The sequence below is a fragment of the Paraburkholderia sp. Ac-20347 genome (assembly GCF_017104805.1).
GTDB classification, from domain to species: Bacteria; Pseudomonadota; Gammaproteobacteria; order Burkholderiales; family Burkholderiaceae; genus Paraburkholderia; species Paraburkholderia tropica.
The window spans coordinates 1-19,436 of record NZ_JAAGPN010000084.1 but is presented as its reverse complement, the minus strand read 5'-3'; the positions used below and the strand labels follow the sequence as shown (position 1 = coordinate 19,436).

At 64.2% G+C, this 19,436-nt stretch carries 15 protein-coding genes and 7 tRNA genes; 17 read left to right on the top strand and 5 right to left on the bottom strand.

Features of this window, described 5'->3' with window-relative positions:
- Window positions 1-161 precede the first annotated feature (161 nt).
- The 5 genes from G3N97_RS17645 (at window position 162) to G3N97_RS17625 (ending at window position 6,661) form a co-directional block, all read left to right on the top strand.
- Window positions 162-2,015, top strand: coding sequence for an extracellular solute-binding protein (locus tag G3N97_RS17645; RefSeq protein WP_241030649.1), 1,854 nt, complete (start codon window positions 162-164; stop codon window positions 2,013-2,015).
- 25 nt (window positions 2,016-2,040) lie between these two features.
- Window positions 2,041-3,078, top strand: coding sequence for an ABC transporter permease subunit (locus tag G3N97_RS17640; protein ID WP_065060202.1), 1,038 nt, complete (start codon window positions 2,041-2,043; stop codon window positions 3,076-3,078).
- A 1-nt stretch (window position 3,079) separates the two neighbouring features.
- Complete coding sequence (locus tag G3N97_RS17635; protein WP_065060201.1) at window positions 3,080-4,186, top strand: ABC transporter permease; 1,107 nt, start codon at window positions 3,080-3,082, stop codon at window positions 4,184-4,186.
- A gap of 5 nt (window positions 4,187-4,191) precedes the next feature.
- A complete protein-coding gene (locus G3N97_RS17630) occupies window positions 4,192-5,802 on the top strand; it encodes a dipeptide ABC transporter ATP-binding protein (RefSeq protein ID WP_205994403.1) in 1,611 nt (536 codons plus the stop codon).
- Window positions 5,803-5,962: 160 nt separating this feature from the next.
- A complete protein-coding gene (locus G3N97_RS17625; protein ID WP_074984471.1) occupies window positions 5,963-6,661 on the top strand; it encodes a C40 family peptidase in 699 nt (232 codons plus the stop codon).
- Window positions 6,662-6,777: 116 nt separating this feature from the next.
- Here the strand turns inward: G3N97_RS17625 and G3N97_RS17620 are convergent, their stop codons facing one another.
- The gene (locus G3N97_RS17620; protein WP_241030648.1) at window positions 6,778-7,707 is read right to left on the bottom strand and encodes a patatin-like phospholipase family protein; all 930 of its coding nucleotides are present in this window, start codon (window positions 7,705-7,707) and stop codon (window positions 6,778-6,780) included.
- Window positions 7,708-8,246: 539 nt separating this feature from the next.
- Between G3N97_RS17620 and gltX the strand changes: the two genes are divergently transcribed.
- From gltX to G3N97_RS17575, 9 genes are all read left to right on the top strand, one after another.
- Window positions 8,247-9,668: a glutamate--tRNA ligase gene (gltX, locus tag G3N97_RS17615; RefSeq protein WP_205994401.1), complete on the top strand. Its 1,422-nt coding sequence runs from the start codon at window positions 8,247-8,249 to the stop codon at window positions 9,666-9,668.
- A 284-nt stretch (window positions 9,669-9,952) separates the two neighbouring features.
- Window positions 9,953-10,028, top strand: a tRNA-Ala gene (locus G3N97_RS17610).
- An 89-nt stretch (window positions 10,029-10,117) separates the two neighbouring features.
- Window positions 10,118-10,193 (top strand) — tRNA-Glu (locus G3N97_RS17605).
- 75 nt (window positions 10,194-10,268) lie between these two features.
- A tRNA-Asp gene (locus tag G3N97_RS17600) sits at window positions 10,269-10,345 on the top strand.
- A gap of 69 nt (window positions 10,346-10,414) precedes the next feature.
- A tRNA-Glu gene (locus G3N97_RS17595) sits at window positions 10,415-10,490 on the top strand.
- Between the two features lie 85 nt (window positions 10,491-10,575).
- A tRNA-Asp gene (locus tag G3N97_RS17590) sits at window positions 10,576-10,652 on the top strand.
- Between the two features lie 56 nt (window positions 10,653-10,708).
- A tRNA-Glu gene (locus G3N97_RS17585) sits at window positions 10,709-10,784 on the top strand.
- A gap of 86 nt (window positions 10,785-10,870) precedes the next feature.
- Window positions 10,871-10,947, top strand: a tRNA-Asp gene (locus tag G3N97_RS17580).
- A gap of 244 nt (window positions 10,948-11,191) precedes the next feature.
- Window positions 11,192-11,656: a GNAT family N-acetyltransferase gene (locus tag G3N97_RS17575; RefSeq protein ID WP_205994400.1), complete on the top strand. Its 465-nt coding sequence runs from the start codon at window positions 11,192-11,194 to the stop codon at window positions 11,654-11,656.
- Window positions 11,657-11,663: 7 nt separating this feature from the next.
- Here G3N97_RS17575 and G3N97_RS17570 read toward each other — a convergent pair whose 3' ends face one another.
- Window positions 11,664-12,557 (bottom strand): helix-turn-helix transcriptional regulator, encoded by an 894-nt coding sequence (locus tag G3N97_RS17570; protein WP_205994399.1) that lies wholly within the window; start codon window positions 12,555-12,557, stop codon window positions 11,664-11,666.
- Window positions 12,558-12,764: 207 nt separating this feature from the next.
- On the opposite strand from G3N97_RS17570, the gene G3N97_RS17565 reads away from it, so the two are divergent.
- Window positions 12,765-13,193 carry a gamma-glutamylcyclotransferase family protein gene (locus G3N97_RS17565; protein WP_205994398.1) on the top strand — a complete coding sequence of 143 codons (429 nt, stop codon included), beginning with the start codon at window positions 12,765-12,767 and terminating at the stop codon, window positions 13,191-13,193.
- Between the two features lie 120 nt (window positions 13,194-13,313).
- Here G3N97_RS17565 and aceB read toward each other — a convergent pair whose 3' ends face one another.
- Together aceB and G3N97_RS17555 are read right to left on the bottom strand one after the other, a co-directional pair.
- Window positions 13,314-14,906, bottom strand: a complete 1,593-nt coding sequence (aceB, locus tag G3N97_RS17560) for a malate synthase A (protein WP_205994397.1) — start codon at window positions 14,904-14,906, stop codon at window positions 13,314-13,316.
- A gap of 70 nt (window positions 14,907-14,976) precedes the next feature.
- Complete coding sequence (locus G3N97_RS17555) at window positions 14,977-15,741, bottom strand: haloacid dehalogenase type II (protein ID WP_205994396.1); 765 nt, start codon at window positions 15,739-15,741, stop codon at window positions 14,977-14,979.
- Between the two features lie 168 nt (window positions 15,742-15,909).
- Between G3N97_RS17555 and G3N97_RS17550 the strand changes: the two genes are divergently transcribed.
- Window positions 15,910-16,818: a LysR family transcriptional regulator gene (locus G3N97_RS17550; RefSeq protein ID WP_065060193.1), complete on the top strand. Its 909-nt coding sequence runs from the start codon at window positions 15,910-15,912 to the stop codon at window positions 16,816-16,818.
- A 173-nt stretch (window positions 16,819-16,991) separates the two neighbouring features.
- Entirely contained in the window at window positions 16,992-17,441 is a 450-nt protein-coding gene (locus tag G3N97_RS17545; RefSeq protein ID WP_065060362.1) for a universal stress protein, read from the top strand.
- A 143-nt stretch (window positions 17,442-17,584) separates the two neighbouring features.
- On the opposite strand, the gene aceA is transcribed toward G3N97_RS17545, so the two are convergent.
- On the bottom strand, window positions 17,585-18,892 hold the full coding sequence (gene aceA, locus G3N97_RS17540; RefSeq protein ID WP_205994395.1) for an isocitrate lyase: 1,308 nt from the start codon (window positions 18,890-18,892) through the stop codon (window positions 17,585-17,587).
- Window positions 18,893-19,436 lie beyond the last annotated feature (544 nt).

Here is a 19,436-nt window from a genome sequence, read left to right as displayed (position 1 = left end):
GCGCGGTTTGGGTAGAATTCTCTCACAATTGACTTGGCACCCCGGACAAACTCCTTTCTATGACGACAGGTACGCGAGGCAGGCAAACGCGCGTGGCGCGTGCGGCAAATCATCCTGCCTGGCGGCACGGCTTGCGATCCACGCTGGCGGGCGTCGCCGCGATGCTGACCGTGTGCTTCGCGGCCATGCCGCAGGCGCACGCGGTCTATGCCATCGCGCAGTATGGCGAGCCGAAGTATCCGGCCGACTTCAAGCACTTCGACTACGTGAACCCGGACGCGCCGCGCGGCGGCACGCTCGTGCTCGCGAATCCCGACCGTCTGACGAGCTTCGACAAATTCAATCCGTTCACGCTGCGCGGCAACTCCGCGCCGGGGCTCGGCATGCTGTTCGAGAGCCTCACGACGGGCAGCATGGACGAAGTCGCGTCCGCGTACGGTCTGCTCGCCGACGACATCCGCATCGCGCCCGATCGTCTCTCGGTCACGTTTCATCTGAATCCGCGCGCGCGTTTCTCGAACGGCGACCCCGTCACCGCCGACGACGTGAAGTTCTCGCTCGACACGCTCAAGAGCCGCCAGGCCGCGCCGTCGATGCAGGCGTACTACAGCGACATCACGCGCGCCGTGGTGGTCGATCCGGCGACTATCCGCTTCGAGTTCCGCAGCAACAACCGCGAGCTGCCGTTCATCGCGGGCGGTTTGCCGGTGTTCTCGCACAAGTGGGGGCTGCGCCCGGACGGCAGCCGCATCGCCTTCGACCAGCTCGCGTTCGAGCAGCCGATCGGCAGCGGGCCGTATGTGATCGAGCGCTATTCGAACGGCCGCACCATCACTTATCGGCGCGACCCGAACTACTGGGGCAAGGACCTGCCCGTGCGCGTCGGGCAAAACAACTTCGATCAGATCGTCTACAAGCTCTATTCCGACGACGTCGCGCGTCTCGAAGCCTTCAAGGCCGGCGAATACGATGCGCTCGTCGAATACGTCGCGCGCAACTGGGTGCGGCGCGACGTCGGCAAGAAGTTCGACAGCGGCGAACTCATCAAGCGCGAGTTTCCGCAGCATAACGGCACCGGCATGCAGGGCTACGTGATCAACCTGCGCAAGCCGATGTTCCAGGACGTGCGCGTGCGCCAGGCGCTCGATCTCGCGCTCGATTTCCAGTGGCTCAACCGCATGCTGTTCTACAGCCAGTACAAACGCATCGACAGCTGGTTCGTGAACACCGATCTGCAGGCGAAGGGCGCGCCGTCGCCGGGCGAACTCGCGTTGCTCGAACCGTGGCGCAAGCAGCTCGATCCGGCCGTGTTCGGGCCGCCGCCCACGCAGCCGAATACCGATCCGCCGGGCTCGCTGCGCGCGAATCTGCTCAAGGCGCGCGAGCTGCTCGCGCAGGCCGGCTGGACCTATCGCAACGGCGCGCTGCGCAACGCGCAAGGTCAGCCTTTCGTGTTCGAGGTGATCGACGATACGGCCGCCTCCGCGCAATGGGCGCCGATCATGGCGCAGTACACGCAGGCGCTCGCGCGGCTCGGCATTCGCATCAACTATCGCTCGGTGGATTTCGCGCTGTATCAGAAGCGTCTCGACGATTTCGATTTCGACATCACGACGATCCGCTTTCCCGACGTGCAGGTGCCGGGCGCCGAGCAGCTCGACCGCTTCGGCAGCAAGGCCGCGAGCGAGCCGGGCTCGGGCAATCTGATCGGCCTGAAGTCGCCGGCCGTCGACGCGATCCTGAAGGCGATGATGCAGGCGCAGACACGCGAGCAATTGCTCGACGCCACGCACGCGCTCGACCGGGTGCTGATGCACGGCTACTATGTGGTCCCGCAGTGGTATAGCGCGACGCATCGCGTGGCCTACAAGAACACGCTCGCGTATCCGTCGAAGCTGCCGCTGTACTATGGCGCGACCGACTGGATCATCTCGACGTGGTGGCTCAAGTCGTCGGCGCCATCGTCACAGCCATCGCCACAGCCATCTTCAACGCCGCCGCAGCCGCAGCACTGATCCTCTTCGAAGCGAGCACAGAATCATGTGGAGCTACATCGTCAAACGCCTGCTGCTGATGATCCCGACGTTGCTCGGCGTGCTCACGCTGACCTTCGCCGTGATCCAGTTCGTGCCGGGCGGTCCCGTCGAACAGGCCGTGCGCGATCTGCGCCGCGGCGCGGAGCAGGGCATGCCGTTCGGCATGCGCGCGCACTCGGGCGTCGACGCGCAGCAGATCGCGCAACTCAAGCAGCTCTACGGTTTCGACAAGCCGCCGCTGCAACGCTATTTCCTGATGCTCGGCCGCTTCGCGCGTTTCGATCTGGGGCAGAGCTACTTCCATCATCAGAGCGTGTGGAAGCTGATCATTTCGAAGCTGCCGGTGTCGATCAGCATTGGCTTGTGGACGTTCTTTCTGACCTATCTGATATCGGTGCCGCTGGGCATCGCGAAGGCGGTGCGCAACGGCTCGCGTTTCGATCTGATCACGAGTCTCGTCGTGCTGATCGGTTATGCAATTCCAGGTTTCGTGCTGGGCGTGCTGCTGCTCGTGCTGTTCGGCGGCGGCACCTTCCTGCAACTCTTTCCGCTGCGCAATCTCACCTCCGACGACTGGGACACGCTCTCGCTCGGCGGCAAGATTCTGGATTACCTCTGGCATATCGCGCTGCCGGTGACGGCTTCGGTGGTCGGCAGTTTCGCCGTGACCACCATGCTCACGAAGAACGCGTTTCTCGAAGAGATTCGCCGCCAGTACGTGCTGACCGCGCGCGCCAAGGGGCTGTCCGAGCGCACGGTGCTCTGGAAGCATGTGTTCCGCAATGCATTGCTGCCGCTCGTGGTGGGCTTTCCGGCGGCGTTCATCGGCGCGTTCTTCACGGGCAGTCTGCTGATCGAAACGCTGTTTTCGCTCGACGGCCTCGGCCTGTTGTCGTATGAGTCGGTGGTGCGGCGCGACTATCCGGTCGTGCTCGGCACGCTGTACCTCTTCACGCTGATCGGTTTGCTCACCAAGCTGATCTCTGATCTTTGCTACGTGTGGGTCGATCCCCGCATTCAATTCGAACAACTGGAGCGCTGAGTTGAACCGAGTCCGCACCGGCGCCGAATCCGACCTGCGCACCGAGAGCGTGCGCGCCTTCAAGTCGCCCACGCCCGCACGCCGTGTATGGCTGCGCTTCAAGCAGCAGCGCCTCGGCTACTGGAGCCTGATTATCTTCGTCGTGGCGTTCGCGGCGAGCCTCGCGGGCCCGCTGTGGTGCAACGACAAACCGATCGTCGTGCGCTACGAAGGGCATCTGTATTTCCCGCTTTTCAAGGACTATCCGGAGACCGCGTTCGGCGGCGACTTCCCGACGCCCGCCGACTATCTCGATCCGTACGTGCGCCATCGCTTCGATGCGCCGGGCAACTTCGCGATCTATCCGCCGAACCCGTACTACTACGACACGCTCAACTATTTCTCGAAGGTGCCGAACCCCGCGCCGCCGTCGCGGCAGAACTGGCTCGGCACCGACGCAAGCGGGCGCGACCTGTTCGCGCGACTCCTGTACGGCTTCCAGGTGTCGGTGGAATTCGGCCTCGTGCTCACGGCCATCGGCACGGTGCTCGGTGTGCTGGCGGGCGCGATACAGGGCTATTTCGGCGGCCGCGTCGATATCGTCGGGCAGCGCCTGATCGAGATATGGAGCGCGATGCCCGAGCTGTATCTGCTGATCATCTTCGCGTCGATTTTCGAGCCGGGCTTCATCCTGCTGATCGTGCTGCTTTCGCTGTTCGGCTGGATCGGTTTGTCCGATTACGTGCGCGCGGAATTCCTGCGCAACCGCAATCAGGACTACGTGCTCGCCGCGCGCGCAATGGGTTTGTCGAACTGGCAGATCATCTGGCGTCACGTGCTGCCCAACAGCCTCACGCCCGTCATCACGTTCCTGCCGTTTCGCATGAGCGGCTCGATTCTCGCACTCACCAGTCTCGACTTTCTGGGCCTCGGCGTGCCGCCGCCCACGCCGAGCCTTGGCGAGCTGCTCGCGCAGGGCAAGGGCAATCTCGACGCCTGGTGGATTTCGATGTCGACGTTCGGCGTGCTCGTCGTCACGCTGCTGCTGCTCACCTTCATGGGCGACGCGCTGCGTAACGCGCTCGACACGCGCATCGCCGACGCGATGAAAGCCGGAGGCAATCAGTGAGCGCCATGCCTCAAGACATCCCCGCGCCGCTGCTTTCGATCGAGCATCTGAGCGTGCGCTTCGGCGAGACGCTGGCGGTCGATGACATCGCGCTCGCGATCGGGCGCGGCGAGCGCGTGGCGCTCGTCGGCGAATCGGGCTCGGGCAAGACGGTGACGGCGCTCGCGATCCTGCGTCTGCTGAGCGACGCGCGGATCGACGGCACGATCCGCTTCGACGGCGAAGACCTCGTTGCGAAGAGCGAACGCGAGATGCGCGGCCTGCGCGGCAACGACATCGCGATGATCTTCCAGGAGCCGATGACCGCGCTCAATCCGCTCTATACGATCGGCGAGCAGATCGCGGAAACCATCGTGCTGCACGACGGCGTGACGAAGAAGGAAGCCTACGAGCAGGCCGTGGGGCTGCTGGAGCGCACGGGCATTCCTGAGCCGCGCCGGCGCCTGTTCAACTATCCGCATCAGCTGTCGGGCGGCCAGCGTCAGCGCGTGATGATCGCGATGGCCCTCGCGTGCCGTCCGCGTCTGCTGCTCGCCGACGAACCGACCACGGCGCTCGACGTGACCATTCGCGGCCAGATCGTCGAGTTGCTGCTTGAGTTGCAGCGCGAGGAGGCGGCGCGGCGCGGCATGTCGGTGCTGCTGATCACGCACGACCTGAACCTCGTGCGCCGCTTCGCGCAGCGCGTGGCGGTGATGGAGAAGGGCAAGCTCGTGGAGACGGGCGCGGTCGAGCAGATTTTCGGGTCGCCGCAGCATCCGTACACGCAGCGCCTGATCGCGAGCCGGCCTGAGCGCAACGTGCTGCCCGTTCTGCCGATCGCGCCGGTGCTGCTGGAAGCGAAGCAGGTGAGCGTCGATTTCGCCACGAAATTGCCTGGATTCAAGGGCTGGTTCGAGCGCGGCCGGTTCCGTGCGGTGAACGATGCGAGCGTGTCGGTGCGCCAGGGCGAGACGCTCGGCATCGTCGGCGAGTCGGGGTCCGGCAAATCGACGCTCGCGATGGCGATGCTCGGTCTGCAACGCACGGCGGCGGGCGCGGTCGAGTTCCAGGGGCGCGCGCTCGCGAGTTATCAGGGCCGCGACAAGCTCGGTTTGCGTTCGCATCTGCAGGTGGTCTTTCAGGACCCGTTCAGTTCGCTTTCGCCGCGACAGACCGTGGAGCGCATCGTGGGGGAGGGGCTCGCGCTGCATCGCGCCGATCTTTCCGCCGAGGAGCGCCGCAAGCGCATCGTGGGCGTGCTGCGCGAAGTGGGGCTCGACCGCACGGCGCTGCAACGCTATCCGCACGAGTTTTCCGGCGGCCAGCGCCAGCGGATCGCCATCGCGCGCACGCTGGTGCTGGAGCCGCGCGTGATCGTGCTCGACGAACCGACCAGCGCGCTCGACGTCTCGATCCAGCAGCAGGTGCTGCGTTTGTTGACCGATCTGCAACGCAAGTACAACCTGGGCTACGTGTTCATCAGCCACGACCTCGAAGTGATCGGGGCGATGGCGCACCGCGTCGCCGTGATGCAAAACGGGGCCATTGTCGAGTCGGGAGATGTAACAAAAATCTTTGACGACCCCATTCATCCTTACACGCGAAAGTTGCTGAAAGCTGCCTTCGATCGCTGAACGTTCGAAGAACTTTAGGGGGAATTTTGGTGAAATTCACCAATGAGGTGCGCATCGCGATTGTATTTTTCTATAAGTTTTGACACACAAATACTTACTGGCTAGTATCGTCCAAACTTTTCTTCTAACTCCCTGATTTACGGGCAATTTCTACCGACCCATGCAGCACCGATACTTGACCCAGGCTTGCACGCGCGTCGTCGCCGGGATGTTCATCGGCGTCCTGATGGCAGCAGCTCCCGGCGCGTTCGCCGACGAAGCTAGCAGCTTTAACCAGAATGTCTCATTTTCGCCGAGCAATTCGGCGAATGCGCAGTCGCTCCCCGCCGTTCAAAACGCTACCCAGACCGCATCGCCGGCTGCCCCGGCTCCGTCCGAAGGCGGCGCGAAGTCGTTCCTTTCCGGCATGGCCGGCAAAGCGGGCGACGTCGTGGTGGGCGCGCTGAACATGATCGGCGTGCGTTACCGCTGGGGCGGCAACACGCCGGATTCGGGGCTCGATTGCAGTGGTTTCGTGCGCTACGTGTTCCAGGACACGCTGGGCCTGAACCTGCCGCGCCGCGCTGAGGAAATGAGCCGCGTCGGCGAGAAGGTGAGCATGAGCAACCTCAAGCCGGGCGACCTCGTGTTCTTCAACACGATGCGCCGCACGTTCTCGCACGTCGGCATCTATATCGGCGACAACAAGTTCGTGCACTCGCCGTCCACCGGCAGCACGATCCGTGTCGACGACCTGGACGACGGCTATTGGGAAAAGCGTTTCACGGGCGCACGCCGCGTTGAAACGTCGTTCACGCCGGATCAGGCGCAAAGCCTCAAGCAGCGCGTGAGCGCGCAGTTCGACGGCAGCGGCAACTAAAGTATTGCGTTGGGGTCTGCCGGTCCGCTACTGCGGCATCGGCGCAAAAAAAGCCTGCTTCATACGAAGCAGGCTTTTTTGCGTTCTGGCGCTGATGTGGCGCCCGGTTTGGGCGCTCAGGCCGCGCGTGCCGCCGCGAGCTTGCGCTCGATTTCCGCCGCCGCGCGCGCGCCGGCTTCCTCGCCCGCGAGAATCGCGGCGTTGCGCTGCGTGAAGTCGCTGCTCGACATCGCGTTGAGGCTCGGACGGATCACCACGTCGGCGTATTTTTCGAGCTCATAGGTCTTGATCGACTGACCCATGATCGTGAAGGTCTGCATCAGCACGTCGAACTGGCTCAGCGTCGAGGCCGTTTCCGGGCGCGCCGAGATGTCCACGGCGATCACGAAGTCCGCTCCCATCTTTTTCGCGAACGAGGCCGGCACGGGGCTCACGAGGCCACCGTCGACGTATTCGTGGCCGCCAATCTTCACCGGCTCGAAAATCGACGGAATGCTGCACGACGCGCGCACCGCAATGCCGGTGTTGCCGCGCTGGAACAGGATCGGCTGGCCGGTTTGCAGATCGGTGGAGACCACGCCGAGCGGCTTGGCCATCTTCTCGATCGGGCGGTCGTGCAGCGTCGTGTTCAGGAAGTTCTGCAGCGCGATGCCTTGCAGGATGCCGCGCGTGCGGAACGGCATGGCCCAGTCGCTGATCGAGGCTTCGTCCATCGTCAGCGCGAGCTTGTTGATCGCGAAACCGTTCAGGCCCGACGCGTAGAGCGCCGCGACCACCGAGCCCGCGCTCGTGCCGGTGATCAGATCGACCTGGATGTTGCGCGCCTCGAGCGCCTTGATCACGCCGATGTGCGCGAAACCGCGCGCGGCGCCGCCGCCGAGCGCGAGGCCCACGCGGATCGGGCGCGGATTGCGCGCGACGGGCGGCGGAGCGACCTGCGGCTTGTTCTGCGGCGTTTCCGTGCCCGTGGTCGTGCAGGCGGCGAGGACGGAGGAGGCGGCCGCGAGCGAGGTGAGCGACGCGAGCGAGAAATGGCGGCGGCTCAGTGACGGCGAGGCGGCGGGCGCCGCGGACTGCGGCTGATCGAGATCGTTGTGCTGGTCAGGCTTCGAACGGGACTTCAAGCAAATTCTCCAGGCGGCGCGGGCAGGAACGTCGAGCGTGTGGCGGGCGCGCTGCATTTTTTCTCGCGGACCGCGGCTGCGGACCGGGCGAAACTGGCGAGGAGGCCAGCGCGCCGACATGATAAGGCAAAGCGATACGCGATTACGCTTCGTACGTGTAACGCGGCGTGACGTGGCGCGCCATCGCGTCAGGTTCTGTCCGGCGGCGGGTCGCGCCCACTCCCGGCAAGGCCGAAGCCGCTGGCGGCGGGTATAATCCCGTCTCTAATTTTCCCGGTTTTCGTTCGCGTGAGCGCCGTGCGCCGTCGGGCTTTTCCACGAGCCCGCCGCGCCGCCACGGCCCGCGCCGCGAACCTTCGCCGAGCGCCGCCGACGGAACGCGTGCGCGACGTTGTCCGCCTTGCGCGCAACGCCGCCGCGCCTTCCGCTCGCCGGCCGGCATCGTCCTCGAGTATTCGCCCATGACCACGACTCCCGTCCGTACCCGCTTCGCGCCGAGCCCGACCGGCTTCATCCATCTCGGCAACATCCGCTCCGCGCTCTATCCGTGGGCGTTCGCGCGCCGCAACGAAGGCGTTTTCGTGCTGCGGATCGAGGACACCGACGTCGAGCGTTCGACGTCCGAATCGGTCGACGCGATCCTCGAAGGCATGGAGTGGCTCGGCCTCGATTTCGACGAAGGCCCGTTCTACCAGATGCAGCGCATGGACCGCTATCGCGACGTGCTCGCGCAAATGCAGCAGCAGGGTCTCGTGTACCCGTGCTACATGTCGACGGAAGAACTCGACGCGCTGCGCGAACGTCAACGTGCCGCGGGCGAGAAGCCGCGCTACGACGGCACGTGGCGTCCGGAGCCGGGCAAGGTGCTGCCGGTGCCGCCCGAAGGCGTGCAGCCCGTGCTGCGCTTCCGTAATCCGCTCACGGGCGTGGTCGCGTGGGAAGACGCCGTTAAAGGCCGCGTGGAAATCTCGAACGAGGAACTCGATGACCTCGTGATCGCGCGTCCGGACGGCACGCCGACCTACAACTTCTGCGTGGTCGTCGATGACCTCGACATGAAGATCACGCACGTGATTCGCGGCGACGACCACGTGAACAACACGCCGCGCCAGATCAACATCCTGCGCGCGCTCGGCGCCGAGCCGCCCGTGTACGCGCATCTGCCGACCGTGCTGAACGAGCAGGGCGAGAAGATGAGCAAGCGCCATGGCGCGATGAGCGTGATGGGCTATCGCGACGCCGGTTATCTGCCGGAAGCGGTGCTCAACTATCTCGCGCGCCTCGGCTGGTCGCACGGCGACGCGGAAGTGTTCACGCGCGAGCAGTTCGTCGAGTGGTTCGATCTGGAGCATCTGGGCAAGTCGCCGGCGCAGTACGACCACAACAAGCTGAATTGGCTCAACAACCACTACCTGAAGGAAGTCGACAACGCGCGCCTCGCGGAGCTGTCGAAGCCGTTCTTCGCGGCGCTCGGCGTGGACGAAGCGGCGCTCGCGAAGGGCCCGGCGCTCGACGGCGTGGTCGCGCTCTTCAAGGATCGCGCGAACACGATCAAGGAGATCGCTGAAAGCGCGATGATGTTCTATCGCGAACCGCAGCCGGAAGCGGATGCGCTCGCGCAGCACGTCACCGACGCCGTGCGTCCGGCGCTCGCCGATCTCGCTGTCGCGCTCAAGGCTGCCGAGTGGACCAAGGAAGCGATCTCGGCCGCGTTCAAGGCCACGCTCGCCACGCACAAGCTCAAGATGCCGCAACTCGCGATGCCGGTGCGTCTGTTCGTTGCGGGCACCACGCATACGCCTGCAATCGACGCCGTGCTGACGCAGTTCGGCCGCGACGTCGTGGTGAGCCGTATCGAACAAGGACTTGCGAAGGGCGCCTGAAGTGGCTTGATGTGAGCATTGCGCAGGCTCCCGGCGGCACGCAAAAAGTAGGGGCGTGAACTTTTTTTGAATTTTTTTCGCTCTGGCACTAGCGCGCTGCCGATAGTTCTTGTAGTATTCGGGCTCCGTTGAATACGGAGCGCGAAACAGCAGCAAGTTTCACGCAAAGAGTGCTTGAATCGAGCAACGATGTTTCTCCGAAACACCGAAGCGATGAAAAAAAGATTCAAAAAGCTCTTGACGAAAGCGAAATTGATGTTTAAAATCTCGCTTCTGTTCTGCAAGGGGGTATAGCTCAGCTGGGAGAGCGCTTGCATGGCATGCAAGAGGTCAGCGGTTCGATCCCGCTTACCTCCACCATCAGAACAGGTTGTTTCCCAGTCGCAGTAAAGCTGGTGATTCGCAGGAATAGCTGTAAAGTGTAGTCAGGCATTATCTGAAAAGATCATGTCCCCTTCGTCTAGAGGCCTAGGACATCACCCTTTCACGGTGAGTACAGGGGTTCGAATCCCCTAGGGGACGCCAGAGATGAGCGTCGTCAACGAGGTTGGCGAGGCAGCAGGTGGGAGTCAACCAATGCCCATTTGTGATTGTCGCGTTGGAGCGGTAGTTCAGTTGGTTAGAATACCGGCCTGTCACGCCGGGGGTCGCGGGTTCGAGTCCCGTCCGCTCCGCCAGATAGAAGCCCGTTCAGAAATCGTGAGCGGGCTTTTTAGTTGTAGCAGGATAAGGTGTAAGCCTGTGTTGTCCCCTTCGTCTAGAGGCCTAGGACATCACCCTTTCACGGTGAGTACAGGGGTTCGAATCCCCTAGGGGACGCCAAAGTTTTTCTGCGGCGCCACAAGTAGCAAGGCGACGCCGCCAGCGGGAGCTAACCAACGCCCGCCGGTGTAGTCAGAGCAGTACTGGAGCGGTAGTTCAGTTGGTTAGAATACCGGCCTGTCACGCCGGGGGTCGCGGGTTCGAGTCCCGTCCGCTCCGCCAGATTCGAGTTGTGCGCGCAAGCGTGCAGCGTGTAGTTCAAGGCGCAAGCCTGTGTTGTCCCCTTCGTCTAGAGGCCTAGGACATCACCCTTTCACGGTGAGTACAGGGGTTCGAATCCCCTAGGGGACGCCAAAGTTTTTCTGCGGCGCCAGCAAGTAGCAAGGCGACGCCGCCAGCGGGAGCTAACCAACGCCCGCCGGTGTAGTCAGAGCAGCACTGGAGCGGTAGTTCAGTTGGTTAGAATACCGGCCTGTCACGCCGGGGGTCGCGGGTTCGAGTCCCGTCCGCTCCGCCAGAATCAAAGCCCGCTGGAAGTTCCAGCGGGCTTTTTTCTTTTGCGCCGCCGATTCCGGTCCGGGCGTTTCCCTTTCTCTTCCGATCTTTGGTGCGGCGCGGGTGTGGCGCTGCTGCGGTGCATTCCTGCGCGCGATTCCTGCGCGCGATTCCTGCGCGTACGGACAAAACGCCATTGCCTGAGGCGACGCGTTATCGTAGCGTTGTCGAAACTTCGAATTTCCGCGATTGCCGCGTTGCCTGCCATGTTCGCACCGAACGACATTCCGTCGCGCTTCCAGCTGCGTCACGCCTCCATGGACGACTTCGAGTTCGCCGAGTCGCTCACGCGCCGGAACATGGGCGGCTATTACCAGCGGCATCATCTGATCTGGCGGGGCGATCTGTTCCTCGCGAGCTATCGCGAATCGGAGAATTTCATTCTCGAACTCGATGGCGAGGCGATCGGCGTCCTGCGCGTGACGCAGGAAGGCGATTCGCTGCACATCCGCGATGTGCAGATCGCCGAGGGCTGCCGCGGCAATGGCGCGGGCACGTTCCTGCTCGACATCTCGCATCAATGGGCGCGTGAGCGCGGGCTGCGCGAATTGCAGCTGCGCGTGTTCGTCGATAACCCGGCGGCGCGGCTTTATCTGCGCATGGGTTATCGCGTTGCCGGACCGCGGCTCGCGCGGCTCGGCTCGATCCGGCACATGACGCGCCTGGTGTGATCTTGCGTCAATCGCCCGGCGCTTCGAGCGGTTCGTCGTTCGCTGAATGCGTTTCGTCGAGATCCTGCTCACGGTCGCCGGTCCCGCGTGCGATAAAGGCGCGCGGGCTTTCGCCGAACGCGCGCCGGAACATCGCCGAAAACGCGCTCTGGCTTTGATAGCCGAGTTCCTGCGCGACGATCGACATCGGCTTGCCCTGATTCAGCAGCGGAATCGCGCGCGCGAGGATCGCCTGCTGACGCCACTGCGAAAAACTCACCCCCAGTTCCAGCCGGAAAAGCCGCGCGATCGTGCGCGTGCTGGCGCCCACGTGCGCGGCCCAGTATTCGAGCGAGCCCGGACCGGCCGGATCGGCGAGCAGCGCTTCGCAGAGCGCGCGCAGACGCTTTTCCTCGGGCATCGGCACCGCGAGCGGCAAGGGCGCCGAGCGTGTGATCTCGTCGAGCGCGACCGCACCGAGCAGACGCTCGCGCGCCGGGGCGATGCCGTGTTCGTCGAAGGCGGCGATCGATTCGCGCAGCAAGCCCGAGACTTCGACCACGCGGCACGCGTCGAGCCCGGCGGGAATCACCGACTGATCGACATAGAGCGTGCGCAGGAACGCGTCCTCGACGATCGCCACTTCGTGCGTGACGTACGGTGGCACCCAGATCGCGCGCGACGGCGGCACCATCCACGTCGTGCCGGGCGTGGCCATGCGCAGCACGCCGCGCGACGCATAGGCGAGCTGCGCCCACGCATGGGTGTGCTTCGAAATGCGCACGCCGGCGGCCATCGGCCGCGAGCGTACGCGGATCGGATGCTCGAGGTTCGGCGCGAACTCGGGCGGGATCTCGGCGAAGGCGGCGGGCAGGGCGTCGCTGACTGGGGTGGCGTCGAAGGTGGTGGCGTCGGCGGTCATGGCGGCATGCGGGTGCTGGTGTGCGCCGATCTGTGCGGGTTGGCGCTGACAGGAGCAACGGAGTGCCTCATTGTAGGCGCGTGTACGGATCGGCGCGTATCGACGCGTATCGACGCTTAATGGTGCCTTTGCACGCCCGCCACGCCGCGCGCAAACATTCTGGCTATCGCATAATGACGCGGATATCAGGAGCAAGGAGCGGAATTCATGAAATACGTGTTCGTCTACGGCACGCTGCGCGCGGGCGAGATCAACGACATCAACCTCGCCGCGGATCGCCATGCGATCGCGCGTCCGCGTCATCTCGGGCTCACGTCGCTGTCGGGTCGGTTGTTCGACTTCGGCACGTATCCGGGCATGGTGGCGGGCACGCACGACGACGCGGCGAAGCAGGCTGATCAGCAGGCACGCGTAGTCGGCGATGTCTATGAAATCGACGATGCGCTGCTGGCCGTGCTCGACGAAATCGAGCAGGTTTATCCGGGCGTCGACGGGCTGTTCGTCTCGAAGGCGGTGAGCCTCGAAGTGCAGGGCGAGCGCGTCGACTGCCTGTACTATCCGGTCGCGCCGGGCGCGGTCGCGGGCCGTCCCGAGATCACGAGCGGCGACTGGGTGGAGCATCGGCGCGCGCGCTAGGCGCCGACCTCGCGCACCGCGAAAAACTCGCAGAAAACACGAAGGCCCGGCGGACTCACATCCGCCGGGCCTTTTTTATCGACGCATCGGCTCATCGCATCCAGCGACGAGCGAAGCCGATCAGATTTCCTCGTACAGCGGCAGCGTCAGGAATTCGACGAAATCTTCCGACGTCGACATCTGTTCGAAGATCTGCGCGGCGCGCTCATACGGCTTCGTATCGCCGCCGACCACGCCCTTCACCTTGTCCAGTTCCTGCGGGATCAGTGCGCGCACGAGTTCGGCCGTGACCTTGCGGCCGTCGTCGAGCTTGCCCTTCGGCGAGCGGATCCACTGCCACACTTGCGAGCGCGAGATTTCGGCGGTCGCGGCGTCTTCCATCAGGTTGTGGATCGGCACGCAGCCATTGCCCGCGAGCCACGAACCGAGATAGTGGATGCCGACGTTGATGTTGTTGCGCAGGCCCGTTTCGGTGATCGGCGCTTCCGGACGGAAGTCGAGCAGATCCTTGTTCGTCACGTTGACGTCGGGGCGCTGCTTGCCGATCTGGTTCGGCTTGTCGCCGAGCACCTTCACGAACTCTTCCATCGCGATGGGCACGAGGCCCGGGTGCGCGACCCAGCCGCCGTCGTAGCCGTCGCCCGCATCGCGCGCCTTGTCCGAGCGCACGCCGCCCATCGCCTTGTCGTTCGCGGCCGCGTCGTTCTTGATCGGAATCAGCGCGCTCATGCCGCCGATCGCCGGCGCGTTGCGCTTGTGGCAGGTCTTGAGCAGTTCGAGCGCATAGGCGCGCATGAACGGCACCGTCATCGTGATCTGCGAGCGGTCCGCGAGGCAGAAGTCCGCGTCCTTCTTGAACTTCTTGATCGCCGAGAAGATGTAGTCCCAGCGGCCGGCGTTCAGGCCCGAGCTGTGTTCGCGCAGTTCGTAGAGGATTTCGTCCATCTCGAAGGCGGCGAGGATCGTTTCGACCAGCACGGTCGCGCGAATCGTGCCGCGCGGAACGCCCACGCCTTCCTGCGCGGCGACGAAGATGTCGTTCCACAGGCGCGCTTCGAGGTGGCTTTCCATCTTCGGCAGATAGAAGTACGGGCCGCTGCCGCGCGAGATCAGTTCCTTCGCGTTGTGGAACAGATAGAGCGCGAAGTCGAAGATGCCGCCCGAGACGCGCTGGCCGTCGACCGTCACGTGCTTTTCGTCGAGATGCCAGCCGCGCGGACGCACGATCAGCGTGGCGGTCTTGTCGTTGAGCTGATACGACTTGCCGTTCTGTTCGAGCGAGATCGTGCGGCGCACCGCGTCCTTGAGGTTGATCTGGCCGGTGATCTGGTTGTCCCAGTTCGGCGCGTTCGAATCCTCGAAGTCGGTCATGTACGAATCCGCGCCCGAATTCAGCGCGTTGATGATCATCTTGCGCTCGACCGGGCCGGTGATTTCCACGCGGCGGCATTCGAGATCCTTCGGCAGCGCGGCGATTTTCCAGTCGCCTTCGCGGATCGACTTCGTTTCTGCGAGGAAGTCCGGACGCTCGCCGGCGTCGAGACGCTTCGTGCGCTCGACGCGCGCCTTCAGCAGTTCCTGGCGACGCGGTTCGAAGGCGCGGTGCAGCTTCGCGACGAGTTCGAGCGCCTCGGGCGTGAGGATCTGTTCGAAGCCGGGTTGGATCTCGGCCGTGATCTGCATGCCTTGCGGCAGTTGCAACGTGTTCGCCATTTGCTAACTCCTTGGTCGGTCAGATTGTGAATGCGTGTGTGCTGCTATCCGTGCTCGCTGCGCGATGTCGTCATGCGCCCGGGCTGGGGCGGGGGCGGCTTCGTTCGGCGGGCGCGGCGGTTTCGATGAAGGCGGCCAGTTCAGCCATGCCGCCGCCGGTGCCGTGCGGCGCGACGCCGAGTTCTTCGGCGGGCAGACGCTGGCGGTTGATCCAGAAGGTGGTGTAGCCGAACCAGCCGGCGCCCGCGGCGTCCCAGCCGTTCGACGACACGAAGACCAGCTCGCGCGGCGCCGCGTCGAACGCGGCGGTGCCGAGCGCGTACGCGGCGGAGGCGGGCTTGTAGGCGCGCACGGCGTCCACGGACAGCACGTGATCGAACAGGCCGTTCATGCCCGCGCTCTTGACCGCGATGTCGAGCATCTGCGGATTGCCGTTCGAGAGGATCGCGAGACCCGTGCGGCTGCCGTCGGCGCGCGTTTCGCGCAGGCGGCGCAGCACCGGCAGAACGTCGGGGAAGGCGGACAGGCAGGCGTATTCGTCCATCAGACGCTTTTCGCCCGCGCCAGTCAGCGAGAGATTCAGGCGGCGCGCGGCGTAGCGCAGCGCGTCGAGCGTGACGTCCCAGAACGGCTTGTAGCGCGCGCCGGCGGGGTCCGAGAGCGTGCGCAACTGCGTGTACTCGATCTGCTTGAGACGCCAGAGCTGCGAGAGCGCTTCGCCCTGGCCCGGGAACATCTGCTCGGCGGCGGCGACGACGGAATGCACGTCGAAGAGCGTGCCGTACGCGTCGAAGATCACCGCCTTGGGAAAAAGAGTTGTCGTTGTGGCCGACATAGCCTTGCACTCCGTCGTCAGAGGTCGAGGTGAATTGTATTCATGAGGTGGATTGCTGAAAAAGGCGCGATTGATCACTTGATCTTTTACTTTTACCCACCTAATCTGACGACCATTCGAATCTTTGCAGCCATTTGCGCTGCGCAATCCGGCTCCCTTTTTCTCCAGATGGATCGATTCAAGCAGATCGAAACCTTCGCGATCGTCGCCGCGAAGGGCAGTCTTTCGGCCGCCGCGCAGGCCGAAGGCGTGGCGCCCGCGATCATCGGACGCCGTATCGACGCGCTCGAGGAGCGCCTCGGCGTGAAGCTGTTCGTGCGCACCACGCGGCGCATCACGCTCACGTTCGAGGGCTCGGCGTTTCTCGAGGACTGCCAGCGCATCATTCACGACATGCAGAACGCCGAGGCGAGCGTCTCGGCGGGCGGCGTGAAGGCGAGCGGGCATTTGCGCGTGTCTGCGCCCGCGGGTTTTGGACGGCGTCACGTCGCGCCGCTCGTGCCCGATTTCACGGTCGCGCATCCGGACGTGACGATCACGCTCGATCTCTCGGACCGGCTCGTCGATCTGGTCAACGAAGGCTTCGACTGCGCCGTGCGGCTGGGCGAATTGCCCGACTCGTCGCTGGTCTCGCTCAAGCTCGGTGAAAACCGGCGCGTCGTCGTTGCCGCGCCCTCGTATCTGTCGCGGCGCGGCGAACCCGAAACGCTCGCCGATCTCGCGCGCCACAACTGCCTTGCGTTCGGCGCGAGCGCGAATCAGCAGCGCGGCTGGACGTTCCAGCAGGACGGCAAGGTCGTGCAGATCCGTGTGGCGGGCACGATGGAGTGCTCGGACGGCGCGGTGCTGCACGAATGGTGTCTGGCGGGCCACGGTCTCGCGTGGCGCTCGTGGTGGGAAGTCGGCGAGGACATTGCGGCGGGCCGGCTCGCGCGCGTGCTCGACGCCTACGCCGCGCCGCCCATCGGCATTCATGCCGTGTTTCCGCAGCGCCGGCACCTGCCGTTGCGCGTGCGCCTCTTTCTCGACTTTCTCAAGCATACGTACGGTCAACCGGGTTACTGGGGTCAGGACTGACGCGATCCGTCCAGCGACATTCGCTCGACGCGCGGCCGGACGTGGGTGTTTCCGATATGCGGAGATGCCCGCATGCCCGCCGCGGCGTGTTTTTTAGCGCACTACAATCGGCAGATGACCAGGCAAAAGCGTTCGGAAAAAAGCCGGCAGCGCAGACGAACACGGAGGGCGTCATGTTCAAGCACATCCTCGTTCCGACCGACGGCACGGATCTGTCGAAAAAGGCGATCGACGGCGCGATTGCACTCGCGCGAACGCTGGGCGCGCACGTCACGGCCTACGCCTGCATGCCGCAGTACCCGTACTCGCCGTATCCTGGCAACATCGCCGGCGACATCGCCATCGAACTTCCCGGCGACTTCCAGACGCGCAGTGAGCGAGAGGCGCGCACGCATCTGCAGGCAGTCGAGGAGGCGGCGCACAGCGTGGGCGTGGCGTGCGACAGCTGCACCAGCGTGCATCCTTCGCCGTATCTCGGCATTATCGAAGCCGCCGAAAATCGGGGCTGCGACGTGATTTTCATGGCCTCGCACGGACGTCGCGGTCTGGGCAGCCTGCTGATCGGCAGCGAAACCCAGCGTGTGCTCAGTCATACGAAGATTCCGGTGATCGTGTATCGGTGATCGTGTATCGGTGAAAAGCGTCCGGCGCGCGTCCGGCGGTGGCGGCGGCCGGCATGCCCCGCCAAGGTTCACATGCCGGCCGCCGCGCCGTGCGGACGGCGCCTGAACGGGCGGGGGCTCCCCAACCCTCGCCAGCGGTGGTCTTACGCCACCTTTTTATCGAAGAACTGCTCGTCTTCCGTCGAACCGTGCAGCGCCGTGGTCGACGCGTTGCGCTCGACCGTCTGCGTCACGGCGTCGAAGTAGCCCGTGCCCACTTCGCGTTGATGCTTCACGGCGGTGAAGCCCTTCTCGGCCGCTGCGAACTCGGCCTGCTGCAGTTCCACGAACGCGCTCATGTTCTGACGCGCATAGCCGTGCGCGAGGTTGAACATCGAGTAGTTCAGCGAGTGGAAGCCCGCGAGCGTGATGAACTGGAACTTGTAGCCCATCGCGCCCAGCTCGCGCTGGAACTTGGCGATCGTCGCGTCGTCGAGATTCTTCTTCCAGTTGAACGACGGCGAGCAGTTGTACGAAAGCAGCTTGCCCGGGAATTCCTTGTGGATCGCTTCGGCGAACTGCTTGGCGAACGCCAGGTCCGGTTTGCCCGTTTCGCACCAGATCATGTCGGCGTACGGCGCGTAGGCGAGGCCGCGCGAGATCGACTGTTCGAGGCCGTTGCGGGTGCGGAAAAAGCCTTCCACCGTGCGTTCGCCGGTGAGGAACGGCTTGTCGTTGTCGTCGATATCCGAGGTGACGAGGTCGGCGGCTTCGGCGTCGGTGCGGGCGAGCAGCACGGTCGGCACGCCGCAGACGTCGGCGGCCAGACGCGCGGCCGTCAGCTTGGCGACGTTTTCGCGCGTCGGCACCAGCACCTTGCCGCCCATGTGGCCGCACTTCTTGACCGAGGCGAGCTGGTCTTCGAAGTGCACGCCCGCGGCGCCGGCTTCGATCATCGCTTTCATCAGTTCGAACGCGTTCAGCACGCCGCCGAAGCCTGCTTCGGCGTCGGCGACGATCGGCTGGAAGAAGTCGGTATAGCCTTCGTCGCCCGGATTCTTGCCCTCCGACCACTGGATCTGGTCGGCGCGCGTGAGCGTGTTGTTGATGCGCTTGACCACTTGCGGCACCGAGTTGGCCGGGTAGAGCGACTGGTCCGGATACATTTCGCCCGCGAGGTTGGCGTCGCCCGCGACCTGCCAGCCCGACAGATAGATCGCCTTGAGGCCGGCCTTGACCTGCTGCATCGCCTGGTTGCCGGTGAGGGCGCCCAGCGCGTTGATGAACGGCTCGGTGTTCACGCCCTGCCAGAGCTTTTCCGCGCCTTGCTTCGCGAGCGTGTGCTCGGGCTGGATCGAACCGCGCAGGCGCACCACGTCGTCGGCCGTGTAGTTGCGCTTGATGCCTTTCCAGCGCGGATCCGTGTCCCATTGCTGCTGGAGTTGCTCGGCTTGCTGTTGACGCGTCGACATGGTGGGCTCCTTCTGTTGACCTGATAGATGAACCGCTGATCGGAACGACTAAACCGGTGAACTTCGCGAAGCCTGGTCTCGTTGTGGGGCCGGAGGCGTTTCGTTTCGCGAACTCTTATATAAGAGTCTAGGCAAATCGATGGCCCCGCAACAGGGCGGCAATGGGGAATTTGAAGGATTTTTAGTCCATTTAAATCAATGATTTATAGCGCAGATTTCGTGATGAGAAACGCTGTTTCCCATCTCGCAATGGCCTGGTTTGTGCCACGCAGCACGAGATTTTACGGAGCAAAAAATTTTTTCATATCGTGAAATCTTGCGTGCGGACAAAAAAAGACCGGTGACGAAGCACCGGTCTTTTTTGGGGCTGCGGACGCCGGGCGATGATGACTCGCCGCCCGGTGCCGTTTTCAGCGTTGCTTAGCTATCGCGACGCGCGCCACGCGGGCCGCCGTCACGACGGCCGCCGCCGAAGCCTTCGCGCGAACGGCCGTAGCCGTCGCCGCGCGGCTGGCTGTAGCCGCCACGATCGCCGCCTTCGCGA